Source organism: Sphingomonas sp. FW306-05-A, from assembly GCF_058782275.1.
In genome coordinates this window covers 1,285,502-1,305,973 of the sequence record NZ_JBYSXN010000001.1, presented here as the reverse complement: position 1 = coordinate 1,305,973, position 20,472 = coordinate 1,285,502, and the positions used below count along the sequence as shown (strand labels likewise).

Genomic DNA, 20,472 nt, shown 5'->3' with positions numbered 1-20,472 from the left:
GCGGGGATGACGGCCTAAGTCTTGCGCCCGGCCTATCCGCCGAACGCCGCCGCCAGTGCAGCTGCACCGACGATCCGGCCCTTGTCGGTGATGTACTCGCTGACCAGCCGCGCGGGGGTGATGTCGAACGCGGGGTTTGCCGCGGGGGACGCCGTCACCGCGATCCGCCGCAACACGCCGTCCTGATCCGGGCCTTCGATCGACAGGACTTCGCTGGCGACGCGTTCCTCGACATGGACCGACGCCCCGTCGGCGGTGTTCGCATCATAGGTCGAGGACGGGAGCGCGACCACGAACGGGATGCCGTTGTCGTGCGCCGCCAGCGCCTTCAGATACGTCCCGATCTTGTTGCAGACGTCGCCGTTACGCGTGACGCGGTCGGTGCCGACGATGACAAGATCGACCTGTCCGCGCTGCATCAGCAGCCCGCCGGCATTGTCGACGATATAGCTGTGCGGCACGCCGTGCCCCGCGAGTTCGAGCGCGGTGAGCGCGCCCTGGTTGCGCGGGCGGGTTTCGTCAACCCAGACGTGGAGCGGGATGCCGAGATCGTGCGCCATGTAGAGCGGCGCGGTCGCGGTGCCCCAGTCGACCGTCGCGAGCCAGCCCGCGTTGCAATGCGTCAGGATGTTGAGCGGCCTGTCGGGGTTGCGCGCGGCCAGATCCTTTAGGATTTCCAGCCCTGCCCGTCCAATCGCCTCGTTGATCGCGACATCCTCGTCGCACAATGCGGCAGCATCGGCATAGGCGGCAGCGGCGCGGTCCTGTTCGGGCATGCGGATCACGACCGCGCGAACGCGGTCGAGCGCCCATTTCAGATTGACCGCGGTCGGGCGCGTCGCAAGCAACTGGCGATAAGCGCGGTCGAGCGCTTCGTCGCCCGCATCGACCCGCAGCGCCAGCGCGAGCCCGTATGCCGCGACCGCGCCGATCAACGGCGCGCCGCGTGTCGCCATGTCGGCGATCGCGTGTGCACAATCGTCGGCGGTGGTCAGGCGCATCGGCTCGACCGACCAGGGCAGTTTGCGCTGGTCGAAGATGCCGACGCTCCAGCCATCGGGATTGACCCAGATCGAGCGCGTCCGGGTTCCGGCGAGGATCATGCGGTCACCTTTTCGGGGAGGATCGTGTCGAAGCTGGTCGCGACGGGATAGGCGCTGGTTTCGTCGGGCGTGTCGCGTACGAGCAGCGTGACCTGCATCCCCGCGGCAGACGCCGCCGCGAGTTCCTCCGCGATGTCGGAGAGGAACAGGATTTCCGCAGCGGGGACCCCGATGCGGTCAGCGATCGTGCGATAGGATGCCGCGTCGCGTTTGGCGCCGACTGCTGTGTCGAAATTCCCTGCAAACAGCGGCGTCAGGTCGCCCGCCGCAGTGTGCGCGAACAGCAGTTTCTGCGCCGCGACCGACCCGGAGGAATAGACGTACAGCGGCAGGCCCTGCGCGTGCCAGCGCTGGAGGCCCGTGATCGCATCGGAATAGACATGGCCGATCAGGCTGCCGTCGGCATAGCCTTGCGCCCAGATCATCCCCTGGATCGTCTTGAGCGGGGCAATCTTGCGGTCCTCGTCCTGCCATTCCAGCAACTGCGCGATCGCGCCCGGCACGTCGAGCGCCGGTTCCTTCGCAGCATCGCGCACGGCCTGCAGTTCGGCAGCGAGCCGGTCGGCATTGGCGGCAACGAACGCCGCAAGCCGCGCGCGGGCATAAGGGAACAGCACGTCGTGGACGAACGCGATGCTCGACGTCGTGCCTTCGATATCGGTGACGATCGCGCGGACGATCACGCAGCCCCCGCGTACAGCGGCACGCCGCGTGCGATCGTGTCGCCGGTGAAACTGGCGACCCAGCCGTCGGGTTCGGCGAACAGGCGGATCGCGGTGAAGCGCGGGGCCGGTCCCATGTCGAACCAGTGGCGCGTGCCCTCGGGCACTGCGATCAGATCGTCGCGGGTGCATTCCAGCGCATAGACCGCGTCGTCGCCGCGGATGTAGAAGACGCCCGATCCCTCGACGAAGAAGCGGACCTCGTCCTCGCCATGGGTATGCTCGTCGAGGAACTTGGTGCGCAGCGTCTCGCGCGCGGGATTGTCGGGGAGCAGGCGGATGACGTCGCACGAGCGGTAGCCGCCCTCTGCCATCAGCCGGTCGATGTCGTCGCGATACGCCGCGATCACGTCGGTGTCGCTTGCGTCCTCGGGCAAGGTGACGCTCGCCGCCCAGCGTTCGAACGTGATGCCGAGCGGGGCCAGCCGGGTCGCGATCTCGCCCGCGTCGGTCGTTTCCGATCGCACCGCATGCGGGGCCGCCAGGTCGTAGAGGGTCAGCGTCGTCATGCTCCGCACCTTTCGAGTTTGAGCGTTTCCCACTCGCAGGCGAGAAGATACTCGACCGCTTCGGTCACGTGTTCGGCTTCGGCGATCGTGCGGCCCCAGGCGTACAGCCCGTGGCCACGGATGTAGAAGGCGGGGACGATCGGCGCTTGCGCGACCAGCAGCGGCCGCAGGATCTCGGCCATCGCCGCCATGTCCTGGCTGTTCTCGACCAGCGGGATCGCGACCCGCGCTTCGTGTGTATCGACGCCGGGGAAGATCTTGAGCAGTTCATAGCCGTCGAACACGATCTCGCGCGAACCGGCAAGCGCGCGGCTGAGCACGACACCCGGCACCGAATGGGTGTGGAGGATCCCCCCCGCCCCAGGATCGACCGCGTAGATCAGGCAATGCAGCAACGTCTCCGCAGACGGGCGCTTGCCGTCGAGCGAGACGCCCTGGGCGGTGGCGCGCATGATCTGTTCGGGCGCGAGCCGCCCCTTGTGGCCGCCGGAGACGGTCAGCGCGAGCGTTCCATCCGGCAGGCGCGCCGAATAGTTTCCTGCGGTCGCGGGCGCGAGACCCGCGCGGTCGAGCCGGTTGCCCGCCGCGATGATCGCGTCGGTGGCTTCGTCGAACGTCATGCGAGGAGCTTCTTGCGGAAATCGGCGACGCGGTCGGCGGCAAGCGCCAGCGTCGCTTCGTCCTTGGCGAAGCAGAAGCGGACATAGCCCGTCTGCGCGCGCTCGGCGTAGAAGGCCGAGACGGGGATGGTCGCGACCCCTGCCTCGACCAGCAGCCGGTGCGCGAACTCCTCGTCACTTATCGTGATCCCCGACGCTGCGAGATCGACGATCAGGAACCACGTCGCCCCACCCGGCATCACCGCATAGCCCGCAGCAGCCAGTCGCTCGGCGAGGAAAGTCCGCGCCTGCCGATAGATGTCGCGGTGCTCGGCGTGCCATTCGGACGGCAGCGCCAGTCCTTCCGCGACCGCCCATTGCAGCGGGGTCGCGGTGGTGAAGGTGAGGAACTGGTGCGTCGCGGCAATTGCGTCGGCAAGCGGCGGCGCGGCGATCGCCCAGCCGACCTTCCACCCGGTGAGCGAGAAGATCTTGCCCGCCGATCCGATCTTGATCGTCCGGTCGCGCAGCGCGGGGATCGTCATCGGAGAGACATGCTCGCCCTCGAACATCATCGCCTCCCACACCTCGTCGCAGATCAGCGTGACGTCATGCCGCACGCACAGCTCGGCGATCGCGGCCCAGTCCTCCGCGCCGATCGCGCTTCCGGTCGGGTTGTTGGGGATGTTGAGCAGCAATACCGCGGTCTTGTCGGTGATCGCCTCGGCGAGCGCCGCGATCGGCAGATGCCAGTCGGGCGGCGTCAGGTCGACCAGCCGTGCGATCCCGCCTGCGCGTTGCACGAGCGGGAGATACGCGTCGTACAGGGGCTGAACCAGAACGACTTCATCGCCGGGGCGAACCAGCGCGAGCAACGCCGCGGCAAGCGCCTCGGTCGCGCCCGAGGTTACGACGACTTCATCGGTGTTGACCGCAAGCCGCTGTTCGCGCTGATAATAATCCACGATCGCGGACCGCAGCGCCGGGAGGCCCCGCATCGGCGGATATTGACTCGATCGCTCGGTCAGTGCGCGCGCGGCGGCATCGAGCAGCTCGGCAGGGCCGTGGCCGATACGCGCCATGTCGGGGAAACCCTGCCCCAGATTGATCGCGCCGAGGTCCTGCGCGAGCCGCGACTGGCGTTCGAAGATGGTCGTTGGCGGGGGCAAAAGGCGGGGATCCCAGATTGATGCGGCTATGCTGGTGCTCCCTATAAAGCGTCGGACCGGCATGCGCAGCGAAAATGCGCCAGCGCCCCCCGCGCGAATTCTTGCGCGCGGGAAAGCGGTGGTTTCGCTCTTCTCAAGCCTTGCCAGTATCGGGGCCGGTATCGGGAACGCGCAGCATCGCCAGCGCGGCCAGCGCCATCACCGCCGCCCCAACGGCCATCGTCCAGATCGGTTCGGTCGGGAAGAAGGCGCGCAGCACCGATCCCATTACGGTTGCCACGAGCAACTGCGGAATGACGATGAACACGTTGAAAAGCCCCATATAAATCCCGAGCTTCGCTTGCGGCAGGCTCGATGCGAGGATCGCATATGGCATAGCGAGGATCGACGCCCAGGCGATGCCGACGCCGACTTCGCTGAGGATCAGCCAGTGCGGGTCGCGAATGACGAAGAAGCTGGCGAAGGCGGCGGCCCCGCACAGCAGGCCCGCGATATGCGTCCGCACCTTGCCGATCTTTGCGGCAACGCGCGGGAGCACGAGCAACGCGATCAGCGCGGCGACGCCGTTATAGACCGCAAACAGGACGCCGACCCAGTCCCCCGCCGCATTATACGCCGCGCTGGTGGGATCGCTCGATCCGAACGCATATTGCGCGACCACCGGGGTCGAATAGATCCACATGATGAACAGCGCGGACCAGCTGAAGAACTGGACCAGCGCCAGACGCTTCATCACCACGGGCATCGCCGAAAAGTCGTCGACGATCATGCTCAGCGCATTGTCGGTATCGCCGCTGCGCGCGCGCCGGATCGCGACCGCGCTCGCCAGACCGTAGGCGACGAGCAGTCCGCCGAGCAGATAGACTTCCTTCTGCAGCGCGAGGGTCGGCACCGCGACGAGGATCGCAACGCCCGCCACGATCCAAGCCGCGCTTCGTCCGAGCCCGCGCGCGGCGAGCGCGCGCATCGGCTGGGCGAGATCCTCGGCGGCGTCGCGCTCGCCGAACGACGCCATTTGTTCGGGGCTGTATTCGCGCGTGCTGCCGACGGTCCACAACACCGCGAGCAACAGCGCGCCCCCCCCCGCCCAGAAGCTGAACCGCACCGTATCGGGCACGCCGTCGAGCGCGGTCTCCGACACGCCGAGATGCGCGAGCACGAACGGGAAGATCGAGCCAACGACGGCCCCCGCCCCGATGAAGACGGTCTGGAGCGCATAGCCGGCGCTATGCTGGTCCTTGCGCAACATATCGCCGACGAACGCGCGGAACGGCTCCATCGATACGTTGATCGAGGCGTCGAGCACCCACAAGGTCAGCGCCGCCAGCCATAATGCTCTGGCCTCGGGCATGACGAACAACGCCAGCGCCGCAAGCACCGCGCCTGCGAAGAAATACGGCCGACGACGGCCGAAGCGGTTCCACGTCCGGTCGCTGTAATGGCCGATGATCGGCTGGACGAGCAGCCCGGTGAGCGGGGCGGCGATCCACAGATAGGACAGGTCGTCCAGCGATCCGCCGAGCGTCTGGAAGATGCGGCTCATGTTCGCGTTCTGGAGCGCGAAGCCGATCTGGATCCCGAAGAAGCCGAAGCTGATGTTCCACAGGCCGCCGAAGCCCTGCACCGGTTTTTCGTTCACGTCGTCCCTCTCATGCCCGGTTCGTCGCGACGGCCGGGCTTGTCACGGGCCTGAGTGCCGACAAGCCGCGGCGCGCACAAGGGCACCGGGCGATGCATACGAATGCAGCGTGGGACAGTGGGTCAGGGCAAGGCTTGCATGACGGCCCCGTGCGGTTCCAAGACACGGCTGATGCAGACTCCACGCCTCCACCGGCAGGGCCGGGAACAGAATCCGCTGCTGGTGATCGACGATTTCTGGCCCGATCCCGAAATGCTGCGTGAAGACGCGGCGTCCCTGCGGATGGGCGAGATCGGCCCGCATTACCCGGGTATCCGCGCCGAAGTCCCGCCGCGGCTGGCGGAGACGATCCGTCGAAAAGTGGCCCCCTTGCTGGCCGAGCATTTCGGGCTCGACCCGGCACCGCGCGTGTCGGAAGCCTATTATTCGCTCGTCACGACCGACCCTGCGCGGCTCGCGCCGATCCAGCGGTTGCCGCATTTCGATGGGGTGGAAGCGCGCCGGATCGCGGTGCTGCTGTTCCTCGGGCATGGCGCGCAGGGTGGGACGGCATTTTACCGCCAGCGCGAGACGGGGTTCGAGAGCGTGGATGCGGCGCGGCTGGAGCGGTTCAGGGGCGCGCTTGCGGACGGCGTGCGGGCGCACGGGATGCCCGAGGCGGCGTATATTGCGGGCGATACGCCCTTGTACGAGCGGATCGCGGTGCAGCCGGGGGCGTATAATCGGGCGCTGGTCTATGCAGGGAACACGTTGCACTGCGCGGATCTGCCGCCCGAGGTGGTGTTGAGCGGGGATCCGCTGGTGGGGCGGTTGACGTTGAATGTGTTCCTGTTTGACGAGTGAGGGTGGACGGATAGGGTCGCCCCTTAATCTTGCGCTTCCCCGGCGAAGGCCGGGGCCCAGGAGGACAGGCTTTTCAAACTGGGCACAGCGCAGCGAACTTCTGCGCACCTCCTGGGCCCCGGCCTTCGCCGGGGAAGCAGTAGAAGTCGAGGGACATGAACGACGGAACTGGCGCGTCGGTATGGCCGATTCTGCCGGCACCCCCGCCCTACCCGCCACGACCTTCCTGCACTACCGCCACCCCCCGACTAACGCTTCCCCGGCGAAGGCCGGGGCCCAGGAGGACGGGTTTTGCAAACTGGGCACAGCGCCGCTAACTTCTGCGCCCCGGCCTTCGCCGGGGAAGCAGTAGAAAGGGGGTACCGCGTCTGGCGCTGCTCCCCCCGATGGCGCCGCCCTACCCCCCGCTACTCGCCCGCACGACCAACCGCGTCGCAAGTGGCGCTGGCGTGACCGCGTCGCCGTGCAGCCGCGCCAGCAATGTCGCGACGAGCACCTCGCCCGCTTGCCGCGCATCCTGCGCGACCGTGGAGAGCGGCGGGCTGGTCAGCGACGCGGACGGAATATCGTCGAAGCCGACGATCGCGACGTCGTCCGGCACCCGCCGCCCCGCCGCCGCCAGCGCGCGCATCGCACCGATCGCGATGCTGTCGCTCGCGGCGAAGATCGCGTCGTAGGAAGCACCGCGCCGCGACAATTCCGCGATCGCTTCCAGCCCCGAGTCCTCGAGCGTCAGCGCATCGACTCGCAACGTCGCGTCGACCTCCAGCCCCGCTTCGGCGAGGGCCTGGCAATAACCACGATACCGCTCCTCGACTTCGGGGTAGCGGCTGTCCGCCGTACCCAGAAATGCAATCCGTCGCCGACCGCGGGCGATCAGGTGCGCGGTCGCCTGTGCGCCACCGTCGCGATTGTCCGACCCAACCGTGATCGCACCGGGCCCCGTCCCCACTGCGCCCCAGCGGACGACATGCGATCCTTGCTCGGCGAGATGATCGAGCCGCACGCGATACGTATCGTAATCGCCATAGCCGAGCAGGATGATCCCGTCGGCCTTGTGGCTGTCCTGATAATCGACATGCCAGTCGCCCGACAGCTGCTGGAACGAGATCAAGAGATCGTAACCGGCTTTGGCCGACGCCCGCGTGATCGACCCCAGCATCGATAAAAAGAATGGGTTTATAGCGCCATCCTCCTCCGCCGCCTCCTCGAAGAACAGCAATGCAAGCGTATGCGTGGCCTGACTCCGCAGGCTCGAGGCGTTCTTGTCGACCGCATAATTGAGCTTCCGCGCGATCGCCTCGATCCGCGCCCGGGTCTGCGGGTTAACCGTCTTAACCCCCCGTAAAGCGCGCGAAACCGTCGGCTGCGACACGCCGGCGAGCTGTGCGATATCAAGGGAAGTCGGCCGTCTCGCCATCGTTGCAACCGTCCAGATAAGCGCCCGGCCTGATGCCGACGTGCGCGGACACGCTACACCGGAAAGCCTTTCGAGAATACGTATGCCCGATCCTTCTGCAAACTCGCGGTTCGAAATATAGCGGCGCCAGGGCAATCGACGCTGAATCACGACGTCGACGAAACTGTACGTGAGGATCTGCGGGCTGGGCCCGCTCGAAAGGGAACGCCACCAAATGACCGAACAAGCGATGAGCCGCGCCATGAGCGCGACCGCACCCGCACGCCTGCTGTCCGAGACGCTGATCGGCCGCCGTGTGAGCGTGATCGCGCTTGCCGCTGCGCTTGTTACGCCAGGCGTCGCGTTTGCGCAGGACGCAGCAACGACCGCCAACGCCAACCCGACCGCCAAGGCGCAGGTCGAGGCGACGACGACCCAGGCCGAGCCGACGCCGGCACCCGCCGCGCCCGCCGAGACCCCGACCGAAGCTGCTGCCGCGCCCGTCGACGAGAATATCGTCGTCACCGGCATCCGCGCAGGTCTTGCCAGCTCGGCGAAGATCAAGCGCCAGTCGGTGCTGATCGTCGACTCCGTTTCCGCCGAGGACGTCGGCAAGCTGCCCGACGTGTCGATCGCGGATTCGCTCGCGCGTCTTCCCGGTGTCACTGCGCAGCGGCTCGAGGGCCGCGACCAGCGCCTGTCGATCCGCGGCCTCGGCCCCGACTTTTCGACCACGCTGCTCAACGGGCGCGAGCAGGTCACGACGGGTGACAATCGCGGCGTCGAGTTCGACCAATATCCGTCGGAATTCTTCAAGAACGTCAACGTCTACAAGTCGGCGGACGCCTCGCTGATCGCGGCTGGTATCGCCGGCACGGTCGACCTGCGGATGCTGCGCCCGCTCGACCAGGGCAAGCGCATCCTCGCGGTCAGCGCGCGCGGCCAGATGAACGGGATCGACAAGCTCAACCCCGACGGCACGCGCTACGGCTATCGCGCGTCGGCGACCTATGTCGACAAGTTCGCGGGCGACACGCTGGGGATCGCGCTCGGCGTTTCCGCGACGCAGACGCCGTCGCAGGACGAGCGCTACAACGCCTGGGGCTATAGCGGTGCCGGCACGGAGGCCAGCCCGTTCCTGCTCAATGGCGCGAAACCGTATGTCCAGTCGAACCTGCTGAAGCGCTACGGCGGTGTCGCGACGATCGAGTGGCGGCCGTCCGACACCTTCCATTCGACCTTCGACGCGCTGTATTCGCACTTTGAGGAAACGCAGATCCTGCGCGGGATCGAATTTCCGCTCGCCGGGCAGCTCGGTGCCACCGGGACGACGGTTTCGGGCGTGACGGTCAACAACGGCTTTGGCACCCAGGCGACCTTCGGCAACGTCTTCGGCGTCCAGCGCAACGATTATAACCAGCGCAAGGCGGAGAATTTCTCGCTCGGCTGGAACAATGACCTCAAGCTGACCGACTCGATCCACCTCAACGTCGATGCGAGCTGGAGCCATGCCGACCGCACCGACTTCCTGCTCGAAACCAACACCGGCACCGGCTTCGCCAAGAGCGGTCCGGCCGACACGGTCACGGTCAAGCAGAACGGCAACGGGACCTACACCTTCTCCCCGACGCTCGATTACACCAACACCAACGTCTTCAAGCTGACCGATCCGCAGGGCTGGGGCAACAACGGCAACCAGCCGGTGGTCCAGACGGGCTTCCTCAACCGCCCGAGCTTCAAGGACGACCTGAAGTCGCTCCGCGCGAACCTCAACGGCGAGTTCTCGGACAGCGTCGTCAAGGGCTGGGAAGCTGGCGTCAACTACAGCCAGCGCAAGAAGACCAGCGCCTACACGTCCTACTTCCTCTGCCCGCCCGGCGGCGGCACGAATTGCACGGTGGCAAGCGGTTCGCCGCTCAGCAGCACTGTTCCTGCGGACGCGCTGCTCGGGACGAACGTCGCGCTCGGTTACCTCGGCATCCCGCAGATGCTGACGCTCGATCCGCTGTACCTCTACAACAACACGCTCAATTCGGCGTTCGACGGCCGTCCGTCCGCACTGGTGCGGGACAATAGCGTGACCGAGAAGATCTGGACCGGCTACGCCAAGGTCACGATCGACGGAATGGTCGGCGACAAGCCGCTCAAGGGCTCGATCGGGACTCAGGTCATCCATTCGGACCAGAGCTCGTCCGGGCAGATCGCCAGCGTCGTGGGCGGCGTCGTTACGATCGCACCGGTGACGCAGACCTATCGCTACACCAACGTTCTGCCCTCGGCGACGATGTCGCTCGAGCTGATCCCGCTGGGCTTCGTCAAGATGGGCGCGTCGCAGACGATGATCCGTCCGCGGCTCGACCAGGAGCGCGTCACGCAGGACGTGGCGATCAACCCGGGGAATATCGGCCAGACGCCCGCGGGCCTGTTCCCGGTGTTCACCTCGACCGGCGGCAACGTCAATTTGAAGCCGTACAAGTCGACCAACATCGACCTGTCGTTCGAGAAGTATTTCAACGCGGGCGGTTATGTCGCGTTGTCGGGCTACTTCAAGCACTTGACCGACTTCGTCGATCCGAACAACTCGCTGCCCTATGACTTCTCGGCACTGCTCCCGGCGCTGACGCCGGCGCAGCAGGCGCAGGTCATCGCCGCGGGCCAGACCACCGGCAACGTCTCGACGCCCGCCAATACCGGGCGCGGCGAAGTGCTCGGGGTCGAAGCGACGCTGTCGCTGCCGTTCAAGGCGATCACGTCCGCGCTGGACGGGTTCGGAGTCTTCGCAAGCGGCAACTACACCGAGTCGACGATCAAGTACGCGAGCAACCCGACCCAGGCGATCACCCTGCCCGGTCTGTCGGCGTGGACCGGCAGCGGGACGATCTACTTCGAGAAGCGTGGCTTCCAGGTGCGCGCGAACTATCGCTACCGCTCGAGCTTCCTCGCCGAAGTCGCCGGTCTGTCGGCGAACCCGACGTACCGGACCGCGCGCGCCGAGGCGATCCTCGATGCGCAGATCGGCTATGAGTTCCAGAGCGGGTTCCTCAAGAACTTCGCGATCCTGGCACAGGCGAAGAACCTGACCGATCGTCCGTTCGTGACGTACCAGGACAACGACCCGCGCAAGGTCAACGATTACCAGCGCTATGGTCGGGACTATTACGTGGGCGTCACGTACAAGTTCTGAACGCGGCTGACGGCCGACGGCGAACCTTCTTCGCCGTCGGCCGATCCGCTGCCTGTTAGTGTAGAAGCGGGGACGCCGATCATGACTGAACAGCCTGGACCGATCCGGATCGTCATCGTCGGTGGCGGGACCGCCGGATGGATGACCGCGGCGACCTTCGCCCGGTTCCTCGAAGTCGGGTTCGAGATCGATCTGGTCGAGTCCGACGAAATCGGCACGGTCGGCGTCGGCGAGGCGACGATCCCGCAGATCCGGCTGTTCAACGATGCGCTCGGACTGGACGAGGATGCGTTCCTGCGCGCGACGCAGGGGACGTACAAACTCGGGATCGAATTCGTCGATTGGCTACGGCCGGGGCATCGCTATATGCATGCGTTCGGCGATGTCGGGCGCGATGTCGGGTTGCTGCCGTTCCACCAATATTGGTTGCGGGCGAAGGCGCTTGGCACTGCCAAGGACCTGACCGCCTATTCGCTCAACAATCAGGCCGCTCTGGCGGACCGGATGCAGCGTGGCCCCGCGCGCACTGCGCGGGTGCTCCCCGACATGCCGTCCGCCTTCCACTTCGACGCCGGACTCTATGCGCGGCATCTGGGGCGCTACAGCGAGACGCGCGGGATCAACCGGATCGAAGGCAAGGTCGCGCGCGTCGAACAGGATGCGAGCGGCGACGTGTCCGCTGTCGTGCTCGAGAACGGCACGACGCTATCGGCGGATCTCTATATCGATTGCACCGGCTTTCGCGGGCTGCTGATCGAGCAGACGCTCAAGACCGGCTATGAAGACTGGACGCACTGGCTCCCCGCGAACCGTGCGATCGCGGTGCCATCCGAACGCAGCGCCGCGTTCACGCCCTACACCCGCTCAACCGCCAAGGCGGCGGGCTGGCAGTGGCGCATTCCGTTGCAGCATCGCACGGGCAATGGGCTGGTCTATTCCTCACAACATCTGAGTGATGACGAGGCGACGGCGACCTTGCTTGCCGGGCTCGACGGGGAAGCACTCGCCGATCCGCGCCCGATCCAGTTCACGACCGGTAAGCGCCGCAAGATGTGGAACCGCAACGTCGTCGCGATCGGACTGTCGGGCGGGTTTCTCGAACCGCTCGAGTCGACCAGCATCCATCTGATCCAGTCCGCGATCGCACGGTTGATGAAGCTGCTCCCCGGCCGCACCGTCGCCGAAGCGGACCGCGTCGAGTTCAATCGCCAGAGCGACTTCGAATACGAACGGATCCGCGACTTCATCATCCTGCATTATCACGCGAACGACCGGAGCGAGCCGTTCTGGAAGATGTGCCGCGGACAGGCGCTGCCCGAAACGCTCTCCGCCAAGCTCGCGCTGTGGCGCGGTAACGGCCACATCACGCGCGAGCATGAGGAACTGTTCACCGAAGTCGGCTGGTTCCAGGTGCTCGCCGGACAAGGCGTGATGCCCGCCGGATACCATCCGCTCGCCGATGCGATCCCGGCGACGGATCTGGCGGAATTTCTCGACACTATCGACCAGCTCAACGCCCGTGAGGTTGCCCAGATGCCAAGCCATGCCGATTTCATCGCGCGCCACTGCGCCGCGCCCGCTCCCGTTACTGGGCCGGTGACGGCATGAGCATCGCGACGGCATTGCTGCTCGCGCTCGCAGGCCAGGCTGCCGCGCCCGCGGCGGTTCCTGCCGCAGTCCCGATCGAACAGGTCCGCGCGCGCAAGGCCGAGGACGAAGTGATCTACTTCGTCCTGCCCGACCGGTTCGAGAATGGCGATCCGGCGAACGACAAGGGCGGGTTGAGCGGCGACCGGCTGACCACCGGCTATGATCCCACGTCCAAGGGCTTCTACCACGGCGGCGACATCAAGGGCCTGATGCAGCGGCTCGATTACATCCAGTCGCTTGGCGTCACCGCGATCTGGGTCGCGCCGATCATCAAGAACAAGGCGGTCCAGGGCGGCAAAGGCAATGAGAGCGCGGGCTATCACGGTTATTGGATCACCGACTTTACCAAGGTCGATCCGCATTTCGGCACCGACGCCGAGTTTGCGGCGTTCGTCGACGCAGCCCATGCGCGCGGCATGAAGGTCTATATGGACATCATCGCCAACCACACGGCGGACGTGATCCAGTACCGCGAATGCACCAACAAGCCGTGCACGTATCGTAGCAAGGGCGACTATCCCTATCAGCGGCGTGGCGGCGTGAACGGCAAGCCGATCAACCCCGGGTTCGCGGGCGATGCGGTCCAGACACCCGAGAACTTCGCGAAGCTGACCGACCCGGCCTATGCCTACACGCCGTTCGTGCCCGCAGCGGAGGCGAGCGTGAAGGTGCCCGCGTGGCTCAACGACCCGAAATATTACCATAACCGCGGGGATACGACCTTCACGGGCGAGTCCGCGCGCTATGGCGATTTTGCCGGTCTCGACGATCTGATGACCGAGGATCCGCGCGTGGTTGCAGGGTTCATCAGCATTTATGGCAGCTGGATCGACCGGTTCGGGGTCGACGGCTTCCGCATCGACACCGCGCGCCACGTGAACCCCGAATTCTGGCAGCAGTTCGTTCCCGCGATGCAGTCCCGCGCGGCGGCGCGCGGCATCCCCAACTTCCCGATCTTCGGCGAAGTCTATTCGGAAGCGGTCGACCCCGGTTACACTGCGCAGTTCACGCGGCGTGACAAATATCCCGAAGTGCTCGATTTCTCGTTCCAGGCGGCGGCGCGCGCGATGCTCAGCGGCAAGGCCGGGACCGACGTGTTCGCCAAGCTGATCGACGGGGACGTGCTGTACGAAGGCGGCGACGCGACCGCGCTGCGGCTGCCGACGTTCCTCGGAAATCACGACATGGGGCGGATGGGCCATATGCTCGACGAGGCGTGGCCCAAGGCGAGCGAGGCCGAGCGGCTTCAGCGGATGACGCTGGCGCATGTCTTGCTGTTGTCGGCGCGGGGCGTGCCGACGATCTATTCGGGCGACGAACAGGGCTTTACCGGCCATGGCGGCGACCAGGACTCGCGCGAGGACATGTTCGCCAGCAAGGTCGAGACCTATAACGACAACCGGCTGATCGGCACGACCACCACCACCGCGACCGAGCATTTCGGGACGGACAATCCGATCTTCCAGACGATCGCGAAGCTTTCGCAGATCCGCCGCGATCACCCGCAATTGCGCCACGGTCGCACCGTCGTCCGTGCGGCATCGGACAAGCCCGGTCTGCTCGCCTTCACGCGCGGCGACGATGACGGGCACGAAGTCTTCGTCGCGCTCAACACATCCAGCCAGCCCGTTACCGCGAACGTCGAAGTCGGCGCGCAATCGGCCGGGTTTGCGACGCTCGCCGGAAGCTGCCCCGCCCGCGTGATCGCGCCCGGCGCGCTGATGATAACGCTCCCACCGCTCGGCTACGCGATCTGCGCCGCCGCCCCTGCCCGCCTCCCCAGCAAATGAGCCTCATGACCGCCGCCATCGTCCAGTCCGACCCGTCCGCCACCGATCCGTGGTGGAAGGGCGCAGCCATTTATCAGATCTATCCGCGCAGCTTCGCCGATTCGAACGGGGACGGGATCGGGGATCTTGCGGGCATAACCGCACATCTCGACCATGTCGCATCGCTCGGGATGGATGCGGTGTGGTTGTCGCCGTTCTTCACCTCGCCGATGAAGGATTTCGGCTATGACGTGGCGGATTACCGCGACGTCGACCCGATCTTCGGCACGCTCGACGATTTCGACGCGTTGATCGCGCGGGCGCACGAGCTCGGGCTGCGGATCATCATCGATCAGGTCTATTCGCACACGTCGGACGACCACCCCTGGTTTCAGGCAAGCCGTGCGAGCCGGTCGGGCGACAAGGCGGACTGGTATGTCTGGGCGGATGCCAAGCCCGACGGCAGCCCGCCGTCCAACTGGCAATCGGTGTTCGGTGGCCCGGCATGGACGTGGGACGCGCGCCGCCAGCAATATTATCTGCACAACTTCCTCAAGGAACAGCCGCAGCTCAACGGGCACAATCCGGCGGTGCAGCAGGAACTGCTCGATACCGCGCGCTTCTGGCTCGATCGCGGGGTCGATGGCTTCCGGCTGGATGCGATCAACTTCGCGATGCATAACCCTGCGCTGACCGACAACCCACCTGCCCCCGCGACCAACCGCGCGCGGACACGCTCGTTCGATTTCCAGCTCAAGCTGCACAACCAGAGCCATGCCGATATTCCGGCATTCCTCGAACGCATCCGCGCGCTGACCGACGCCTATGGTGCTGGCTTCACCGTCGCCGAAATCGGTGGCGAGGATAGCGACCGCGAGATGAAGCTGTTCACGGCGGGCGGCAAGCGGCTCGACAGCGCGTACAGCTTCGACTTCCTTTATGCCGATGCGTTGACGCCCGATCTCGTCGCGGATTCGCTCGCGCGCTGGCCGAACGATCCGACGATCGGCTGGCCGAGCTGGGCGTTCGAGAATCACGATGCGCCACGCGCGGTGTCGCGCTGGACGACGCCACAGCACGCGAACGCCTTTGCGCGGATGAAGCTGCTGCTGCTGGCGTGCCTGCGCGGCAACATCTTCCTGTATCAGGGCGAGGAACTCGGACTGACCCAAGTCGACATCGCGTTCGAGGATCTGCTCGACCCGGAAGCGATCGCCAACTGGCCGATGACCTTGTCGCGCGATGGCGCGCGGACGCCGATGCCGTGGGTCGGCAACGCGCCCGATCTGGGGTTCGGGAGCGAGACGCCGTGGCTTCCGTTCGGCGGCGATCACGGCGCGCTTGCGATCGACGTGCAGGATGCGGACGCGGGGTCGTTGCTCAACTGGACGCGCCGCGTAGTCGCGACCCGCAACGCGCACCGCGCCTTGCGCAACGGCGATCTGCGCATGCTGTACAATGACGACGCGCTGCTCGTGTTCGAACGCGAGGGCGACGGCGAGTGGTTGCTGTGCGTGTTCAACTTCGGCGATACCGCGCGCGCCTGGCCCGAAGGGGTCAGTCAGGACGGGTCCGTCCTGATCGGTACGCAGGACGCGATCGACAGCCTTGCTCCGTTCGCTGCTATGGTGCTGCGCCGGTGACGTCGCCCGCCGGGGACCGAAGCGACGCGAAAGCGATCGTGATCCTCGGCGGGGGCACGGCTGGCTGGATCGCGGCGTGCCTGATCGCGCATCGCTGGCCCGATGCGCGCGTGACTTTGGTCGAAAGCCCCGAGATCGGGATCGTCGGGGTGGGCGAAGGCTCGACCCCGCAGTTGAAGGCGTTCTTCGACGCGATCGGGGTGGACGAGGCGGAATGGATGCCCGCCTGCGATGCGACCTACAAGCTCGGGATCGACTTCGCGGGCTGGTCGGATCGGGCGGGGTTCGAGCGATATTTCCACCCCTTCCCGACCGCACTCGACAGCCATACGGCGGGCTCGTTCTTCTACAACACCCGCGCGCGCCGCACCGGGCGTGACGTGGTCGCGCACCCCGACCGCTTCCTCCTCCCCGCCCGGCTCGCAGCGGACGCGCGCGCACCGCAGCCTGACGAGCACTTCCCGTTCGAGGTCAGCTACGGCTATCATTTCGATGCGTATAAGGTCGGCGCGTTTCTCGCGCAGCACGCGGTTGGCAAACTCGGCGTGACGCATCTTCAGCGGCGCGTGACGCGGGTGGACCGGCGCACGGATGGCGGGATTGCCGCGCTGCTATGCGACGACGGTGCCAGCATCACGGGCGACTTCTTCGTCGACAGCAGCGGCTTTCGCAGCGTGCTGTTCGAGCAGACGCTCGGCGTGCGCTTCGTCGGTTATGCCGACACGCTCTTCAACGATCGCGCGGTGGTCCTCCCCACACCACGCGATTCCGCCGCACCGCTGCCAAGCCAGACCCGCGCGACCGCCTTGTCGGCGGGATGGGCGTGGGACATCCCGCTCACCAGCCGCACCGGCAACGGCTATGTCTATTCCAGCCGCCATCTGACGCCGGAGCAGGCCGAGGCCGAACTGCGCGCGCATCTCGGGGTTGGCGAGGCGGGCACCGCGCGGCATTTGAAGATGCGCGTCGGGCGGGTCGCGGAAAGCTGGTCGTACAACGCCCTGGCGGTCGGGCTCGCGCAGGGGTTCCTCGAACCGCTCGAGGCGACGGCGCTGCATCTCGTGATCGCGACGGTGGAAGCCTTTCTCGACGCGGTCGATGCGGATGGCTTCACCGAAGCCGCGTGCGTGCCGTTCAACGCGCGGATCGCGGCGCGGTATGACGGCGTGCGCGATTACATCGTTGCGCATTACCGGCTCAACCAGCGCCATGCCGATCCCCACGGCTATTGGGCGGCAGCCCGCAAGGTCGAGCCGTCGGATACGCTCAAACGCGTCATGTCGGCCTGGTTCACCGGTGCGGACCTCGTCGCCGAGATCGATCGGCTAGACATCGCGCGCTACTATAACGCGATCAGCTGGCATTGCCTGTTCGCGGGCTATGGCACCTTCCCCAACAATGCGCGGCTGGTCCCGCCCGGCCCGGATATCGACCGGATCGACATGGACCGGATCGACGATTGTCTGCGCCGCTGCGCGCTCAACTTTCCGCCCCACCAGACCTGCCTCCCCCGGCCGATTACCTGAAAGACCTTTGATGAAACGCCTCCCCCTCGCGCTGTTGCTCGCGTCTGTCGCGCTGCCGCTGACCGCTACCGCCGCCCACGCCCAGACCGCCGCCGCCGCCCCCACGCTGGCCGCGCAAAGCAATGGCGTAGACGTCACCGCCGGCACGCTGAAGATGAAGCTGATCGCGCTCTCGGACGACCTCGTCCGCGTCCGGATCGCACGCGATGGCGTCTATCCCGAGGATGCGAGTTGGGCGGTCTTGCCCGCGCAGCGCAAGAGCCGCGCGAAGGTCACGGCGACCCCGGACGGCTTCACCACCGCGCACCTTCGCGTCCGTATCGGCGCTGGCGGCGCGGTGACGTTCGAGACACTCGACGGCAAGATCATCTCCGCCGAGGCGGCGCCCGTTACGATTGACGGCAAGGCGTTCAAGATCGCCAAGACGCTCCCCGTCACCGAGCATTTCTACGGCCTCGGTGACAAGACCGGCGGGCTGGACCGGCGTGGGAAGGAATTCGTCGACTGGAACACCGACGCGTTCGGCTTCACCAGCGGGGACGACCCGATCTACAAGTCGATCCCGTTCTTCGCCTCCACGGGCGGCGCGGGGGGCAGCTATGGCGTGTTGCTCGACAACACGTATCGCACCTGGTTCGACTTTGGGCACCGCGATGCCGAGACGCTGACGTTTGGTGGCCCCGATGGCCCGATCGACTATTACTTCGTCAACGGCCCCAGCCTCGCCGAAGTCACGCGCCGCTATGCCGGGCTGACCGGTCGCGCGCCGCTCGCGCCGAAATGGGCGCTCGGCTATCAGCAGTCTCGCTACAGCTACATGTCCGCCGACGAAGTCCGCGACATCGCGCGCCACCTGCGCGCGGACCGGGTACCGACCGACGTGATCTGGCTCGACATCGATTATCAGGATCGCAACCGGCCGTTTACGACCAACCCGAAGACGTTCCCGGAACTGCCGGGTCTGGTGAAGGACATGAAGGCGGAAGGGATCAAGCTGATCGCGATCACCGACCTCCACATCGCCAAGGCCGACACCGGCTATGCGCCCTACACCACTGGCAAGCGGATCGACGCGTTCGTCAAGAACCCAGACGGCAGCGACTATGTCGCGCCGGTGTGGCCGGGGGACTCGGTGTTCCCGGACTTCACGACGACCAAGGCGCGGACCTGGTGGGGAACGCTGTACAAGGGGTTCCTCGACGCGGGCGTTGCGGGCTTCTGGAACGACATGAACGAGCCGGCGATCTTCAATACGCCGACCAAGACGATGCCGCTCGATACGGTCCATCGCATCGACAGCGACGACTTCGCGCCCCGCACCGGCGATCACCGCGAGATCCACAATGTCTACGGGATGCAGAACACGCGGGCGACCTATGACGGCCTGCTCGCGCTGCGCCCGAACGAGCGCCCGTTCGTCATGACCCGCGCGAGCTATGCGGGCGGGCAACGCTATTCGGTGACCTGGACCGGCGACAATCTCGCGACCTGGGATCACCTCAAGCTGTCGGTCCACCAGATCATCAACCTCGGCCTGTCGGGCTTCGCCTATAGCGCCGCCGACGTCAGCGGGTTTGCGGGCGGGCCAAGCCCCGATCTGCTCACCCGCTGGTTCGAGATCGGCGCATTCACGCCGGTCTTCCGCGATCACTCGGCGACGGGCACGCCGCGCGTCGAGCCGTGGGTCGACGGGCCCGACCATCTCGCGATCCGCCGCCGCTTCGTCGAGGAGCGGTATCGGTTGATGCCGTATTTCTACGCGCTGGCCGACCAGAACAGCCGGCTGGGCGATCCGATCATGCGCCCGGTGTTCTACGATTATCCGAGTGCCGCGTCTGCGAGCTGCAACCAGTCGATGGCGTTCACACTCGGCAAGGCGCTGCTGATCGCGCCGCCGCCCAGCCCCGAATCGCCGCAGACCTATGACGTCTGCCTGCCCGCCGGGGGCTGGTACGATTACTGGACCGGCCTGCGCACCGGTACACCCGAGCCGACCACGCAGGGCCCGATCCAGTCCGCAACCCAGGCGGTCCCGACCGCGCGCAGCAACGGCGACCGCGTCAGCGAAACGCCGCGGCTCGACCGCTTGCCGGTGTTCGTCCGGGCGGGCACGATCCTGCCGCGCCAGCCGCTCGTCCAGAGCACCGCGCAGACGCCTTCGGGGCCGCTGATGCTCGACGTCTATCCGGGCGCGGAGTGCGCCGGCACGCTGTATGAGGATGACGGCACGACGCTCGCCTATCAGCGCCGTGGCTTCCTGCGGCAGAAGGTCACGTGCGCCATGACACCGAACGGGCTGTCGATCGCGTTCGACACGCGCGAGGGGAGCTTCAAGCCGTGGTGGTCGCAAGTGACCGTGACGGTTCATGGGTGGTCGACGGCTGCGACCGCGACGGTGAACGGCAAGGGGGTAGCGAGCATTGTCGATAGCGCGGGGCAGACCGTGGCGTTCACGATGGCGGCACCGGTCAAGGCGTCGACGATCGTGGTGGCGCGGTAGGTCGGGGCGCAAAAGACAAGGCGGAAACGCGTTGCGAAACCGCGCCTGTCCGTTCGGGACAGGGGTGGTTTTGTCCTGGCGAAGAGCAGATCCGACCATAGCGGAACGGCGGTTTGCAGAAAGGGGGCGTTCTGCAAATCCGTCCGTCATCCTGAACTTGTTTCAGGATCCAGCCCTCCGCGAGTCCGGACGATGCCGGATGCGCGGTGGATGCTGA

The 20,472-nt window shown here is 66.3% G+C and carries 14 protein-coding genes; 7 read left to right on the top strand and 7 right to left on the bottom strand.

Features of this window, described 5'->3' with window-relative positions:
* Nucleotides 1–32: 32 nt before the first annotated feature.
* The 6 genes from mtnA to AC3WJR_RS05985 form a co-directional block, all read right to left on the bottom strand.
* Nucleotides 33–1,103: an S-methyl-5-thioribose-1-phosphate isomerase gene (gene mtnA, locus AC3WJR_RS06010; protein ID WP_492723133.1), complete on the bottom strand. Its 1,071-nt coding sequence runs from the start codon at nt 1,101–1,103 to the stop codon at nt 33–35.
* Nucleotides 1,100–1,786: an acireductone synthase gene (gene mtnC, locus AC3WJR_RS06005; RefSeq protein ID WP_492723131.1), complete on the bottom strand. Its 687-nt coding sequence runs from the start codon at nt 1,784–1,786 to the stop codon at nt 1,100–1,102. Before mtnC ends, mtnA begins: the two co-directional genes overlap by 4 nt.
* On the bottom strand, nt 1,783–2,334 hold the full coding sequence (locus tag AC3WJR_RS06000) for a 1,2-dihydroxy-3-keto-5-methylthiopentene dioxygenase (RefSeq protein ID WP_492723129.1): 552 nt from the start codon (nt 2,332–2,334) through the stop codon (nt 1,783–1,785). The genes mtnC and AC3WJR_RS06000 overlap by 4 nt, the downstream gene beginning before the upstream one ends.
* On the bottom strand, nt 2,331–2,954 hold the full coding sequence (gene mtnB / locus AC3WJR_RS05995) for a methylthioribulose 1-phosphate dehydratase (protein ID WP_492723127.1): 624 nt from the start codon (nt 2,952–2,954) through the stop codon (nt 2,331–2,333). Before mtnB ends, AC3WJR_RS06000 begins: the two co-directional genes overlap by 4 nt.
* A complete protein-coding gene (locus AC3WJR_RS05990; protein WP_492723125.1) occupies nt 2,951–4,102 on the bottom strand; it encodes an aminotransferase in 1,152 nt (383 codons plus the stop codon). The genes mtnB and AC3WJR_RS05990 overlap by 4 nt, the downstream gene beginning before the upstream one ends.
* Before the next feature lie 133 nt (nt 4,103–4,235).
* Nucleotides 4,236–5,741, bottom strand: coding sequence for an MFS transporter (locus tag AC3WJR_RS05985; protein ID WP_492723123.1), 1,506 nt, complete (start codon nt 5,739–5,741; stop codon nt 4,236–4,238).
* A gap of 171 nt (nt 5,742–5,912) precedes the next feature.
* On the opposite strand from AC3WJR_RS05985, the gene AC3WJR_RS05980 reads away from it, so the two are divergent.
* Nucleotides 5,913–6,584 carry a DUF6445 family protein gene (locus tag AC3WJR_RS05980; RefSeq protein ID WP_492723121.1) on the top strand — a complete coding sequence of 224 codons (672 nt, stop codon included), beginning with the start codon at nt 5,913–5,915 and terminating at the stop codon, nt 6,582–6,584.
* 397 nt (nt 6,585–6,981) lie between these two features.
* On the opposite strand, the gene AC3WJR_RS05975 is transcribed toward AC3WJR_RS05980, so the two are convergent.
* Nucleotides 6,982–8,004, bottom strand: coding sequence for a LacI family DNA-binding transcriptional regulator (locus AC3WJR_RS05975; RefSeq protein WP_354281365.1), 1,023 nt, complete (start codon nt 8,002–8,004; stop codon nt 6,982–6,984).
* 214 nt (nt 8,005–8,218) lie between these two features.
* Between AC3WJR_RS05975 and AC3WJR_RS05970 the strand changes: the two genes are divergently transcribed.
* From AC3WJR_RS05970 to AC3WJR_RS05945, 6 genes are all read left to right on the top strand, one after another.
* Nucleotides 8,219–11,167: a TonB-dependent receptor gene (locus tag AC3WJR_RS05970; RefSeq protein ID WP_492723119.1), complete on the top strand. Its 2,949-nt coding sequence runs from the start codon at nt 8,219–8,221 to the stop codon at nt 11,165–11,167.
* 81 nt (nt 11,168–11,248) lie between these two features.
* Nucleotides 11,249–12,775: a tryptophan halogenase family protein gene (locus tag AC3WJR_RS05965; protein ID WP_492723117.1), complete on the top strand. Its 1,527-nt coding sequence runs from the start codon at nt 11,249–11,251 to the stop codon at nt 12,773–12,775.
* A complete protein-coding gene (locus AC3WJR_RS05960) occupies nt 12,772–14,607 on the top strand; it encodes an alpha-amylase family glycosyl hydrolase (protein WP_492723115.1) in 1,836 nt (611 codons plus the stop codon). The genes AC3WJR_RS05965 and AC3WJR_RS05960 overlap by 4 nt, the downstream gene beginning before the upstream one ends.
* A 5-nt stretch (nt 14,608–14,612) precedes the next feature.
* Nucleotides 14,613–16,229: an alpha-glucosidase gene (locus tag AC3WJR_RS05955; protein WP_492723113.1), complete on the top strand. Its 1,617-nt coding sequence runs from the start codon at nt 14,613–14,615 to the stop codon at nt 16,227–16,229.
* On the top strand, nt 16,226–17,755 hold the full coding sequence (locus AC3WJR_RS05950; RefSeq protein ID WP_492723111.1) for a tryptophan halogenase family protein: 1,530 nt from the start codon (nt 16,226–16,228) through the stop codon (nt 17,753–17,755). Before AC3WJR_RS05955 ends, AC3WJR_RS05950 begins: the two co-directional genes overlap by 4 nt.
* 10 nt (nt 17,756–17,765) lie before the next feature.
* The gene (locus AC3WJR_RS05945) at nt 17,766–20,255 is read left to right on the top strand and encodes a TIM-barrel domain-containing protein (protein ID WP_492723109.1); all 2,490 of its coding nucleotides are present in this window, start codon (nt 17,766–17,768) and stop codon (nt 20,253–20,255) included.
* The last annotated feature ends 217 nt before the right edge of the window (nt 20,256–20,472 follow it).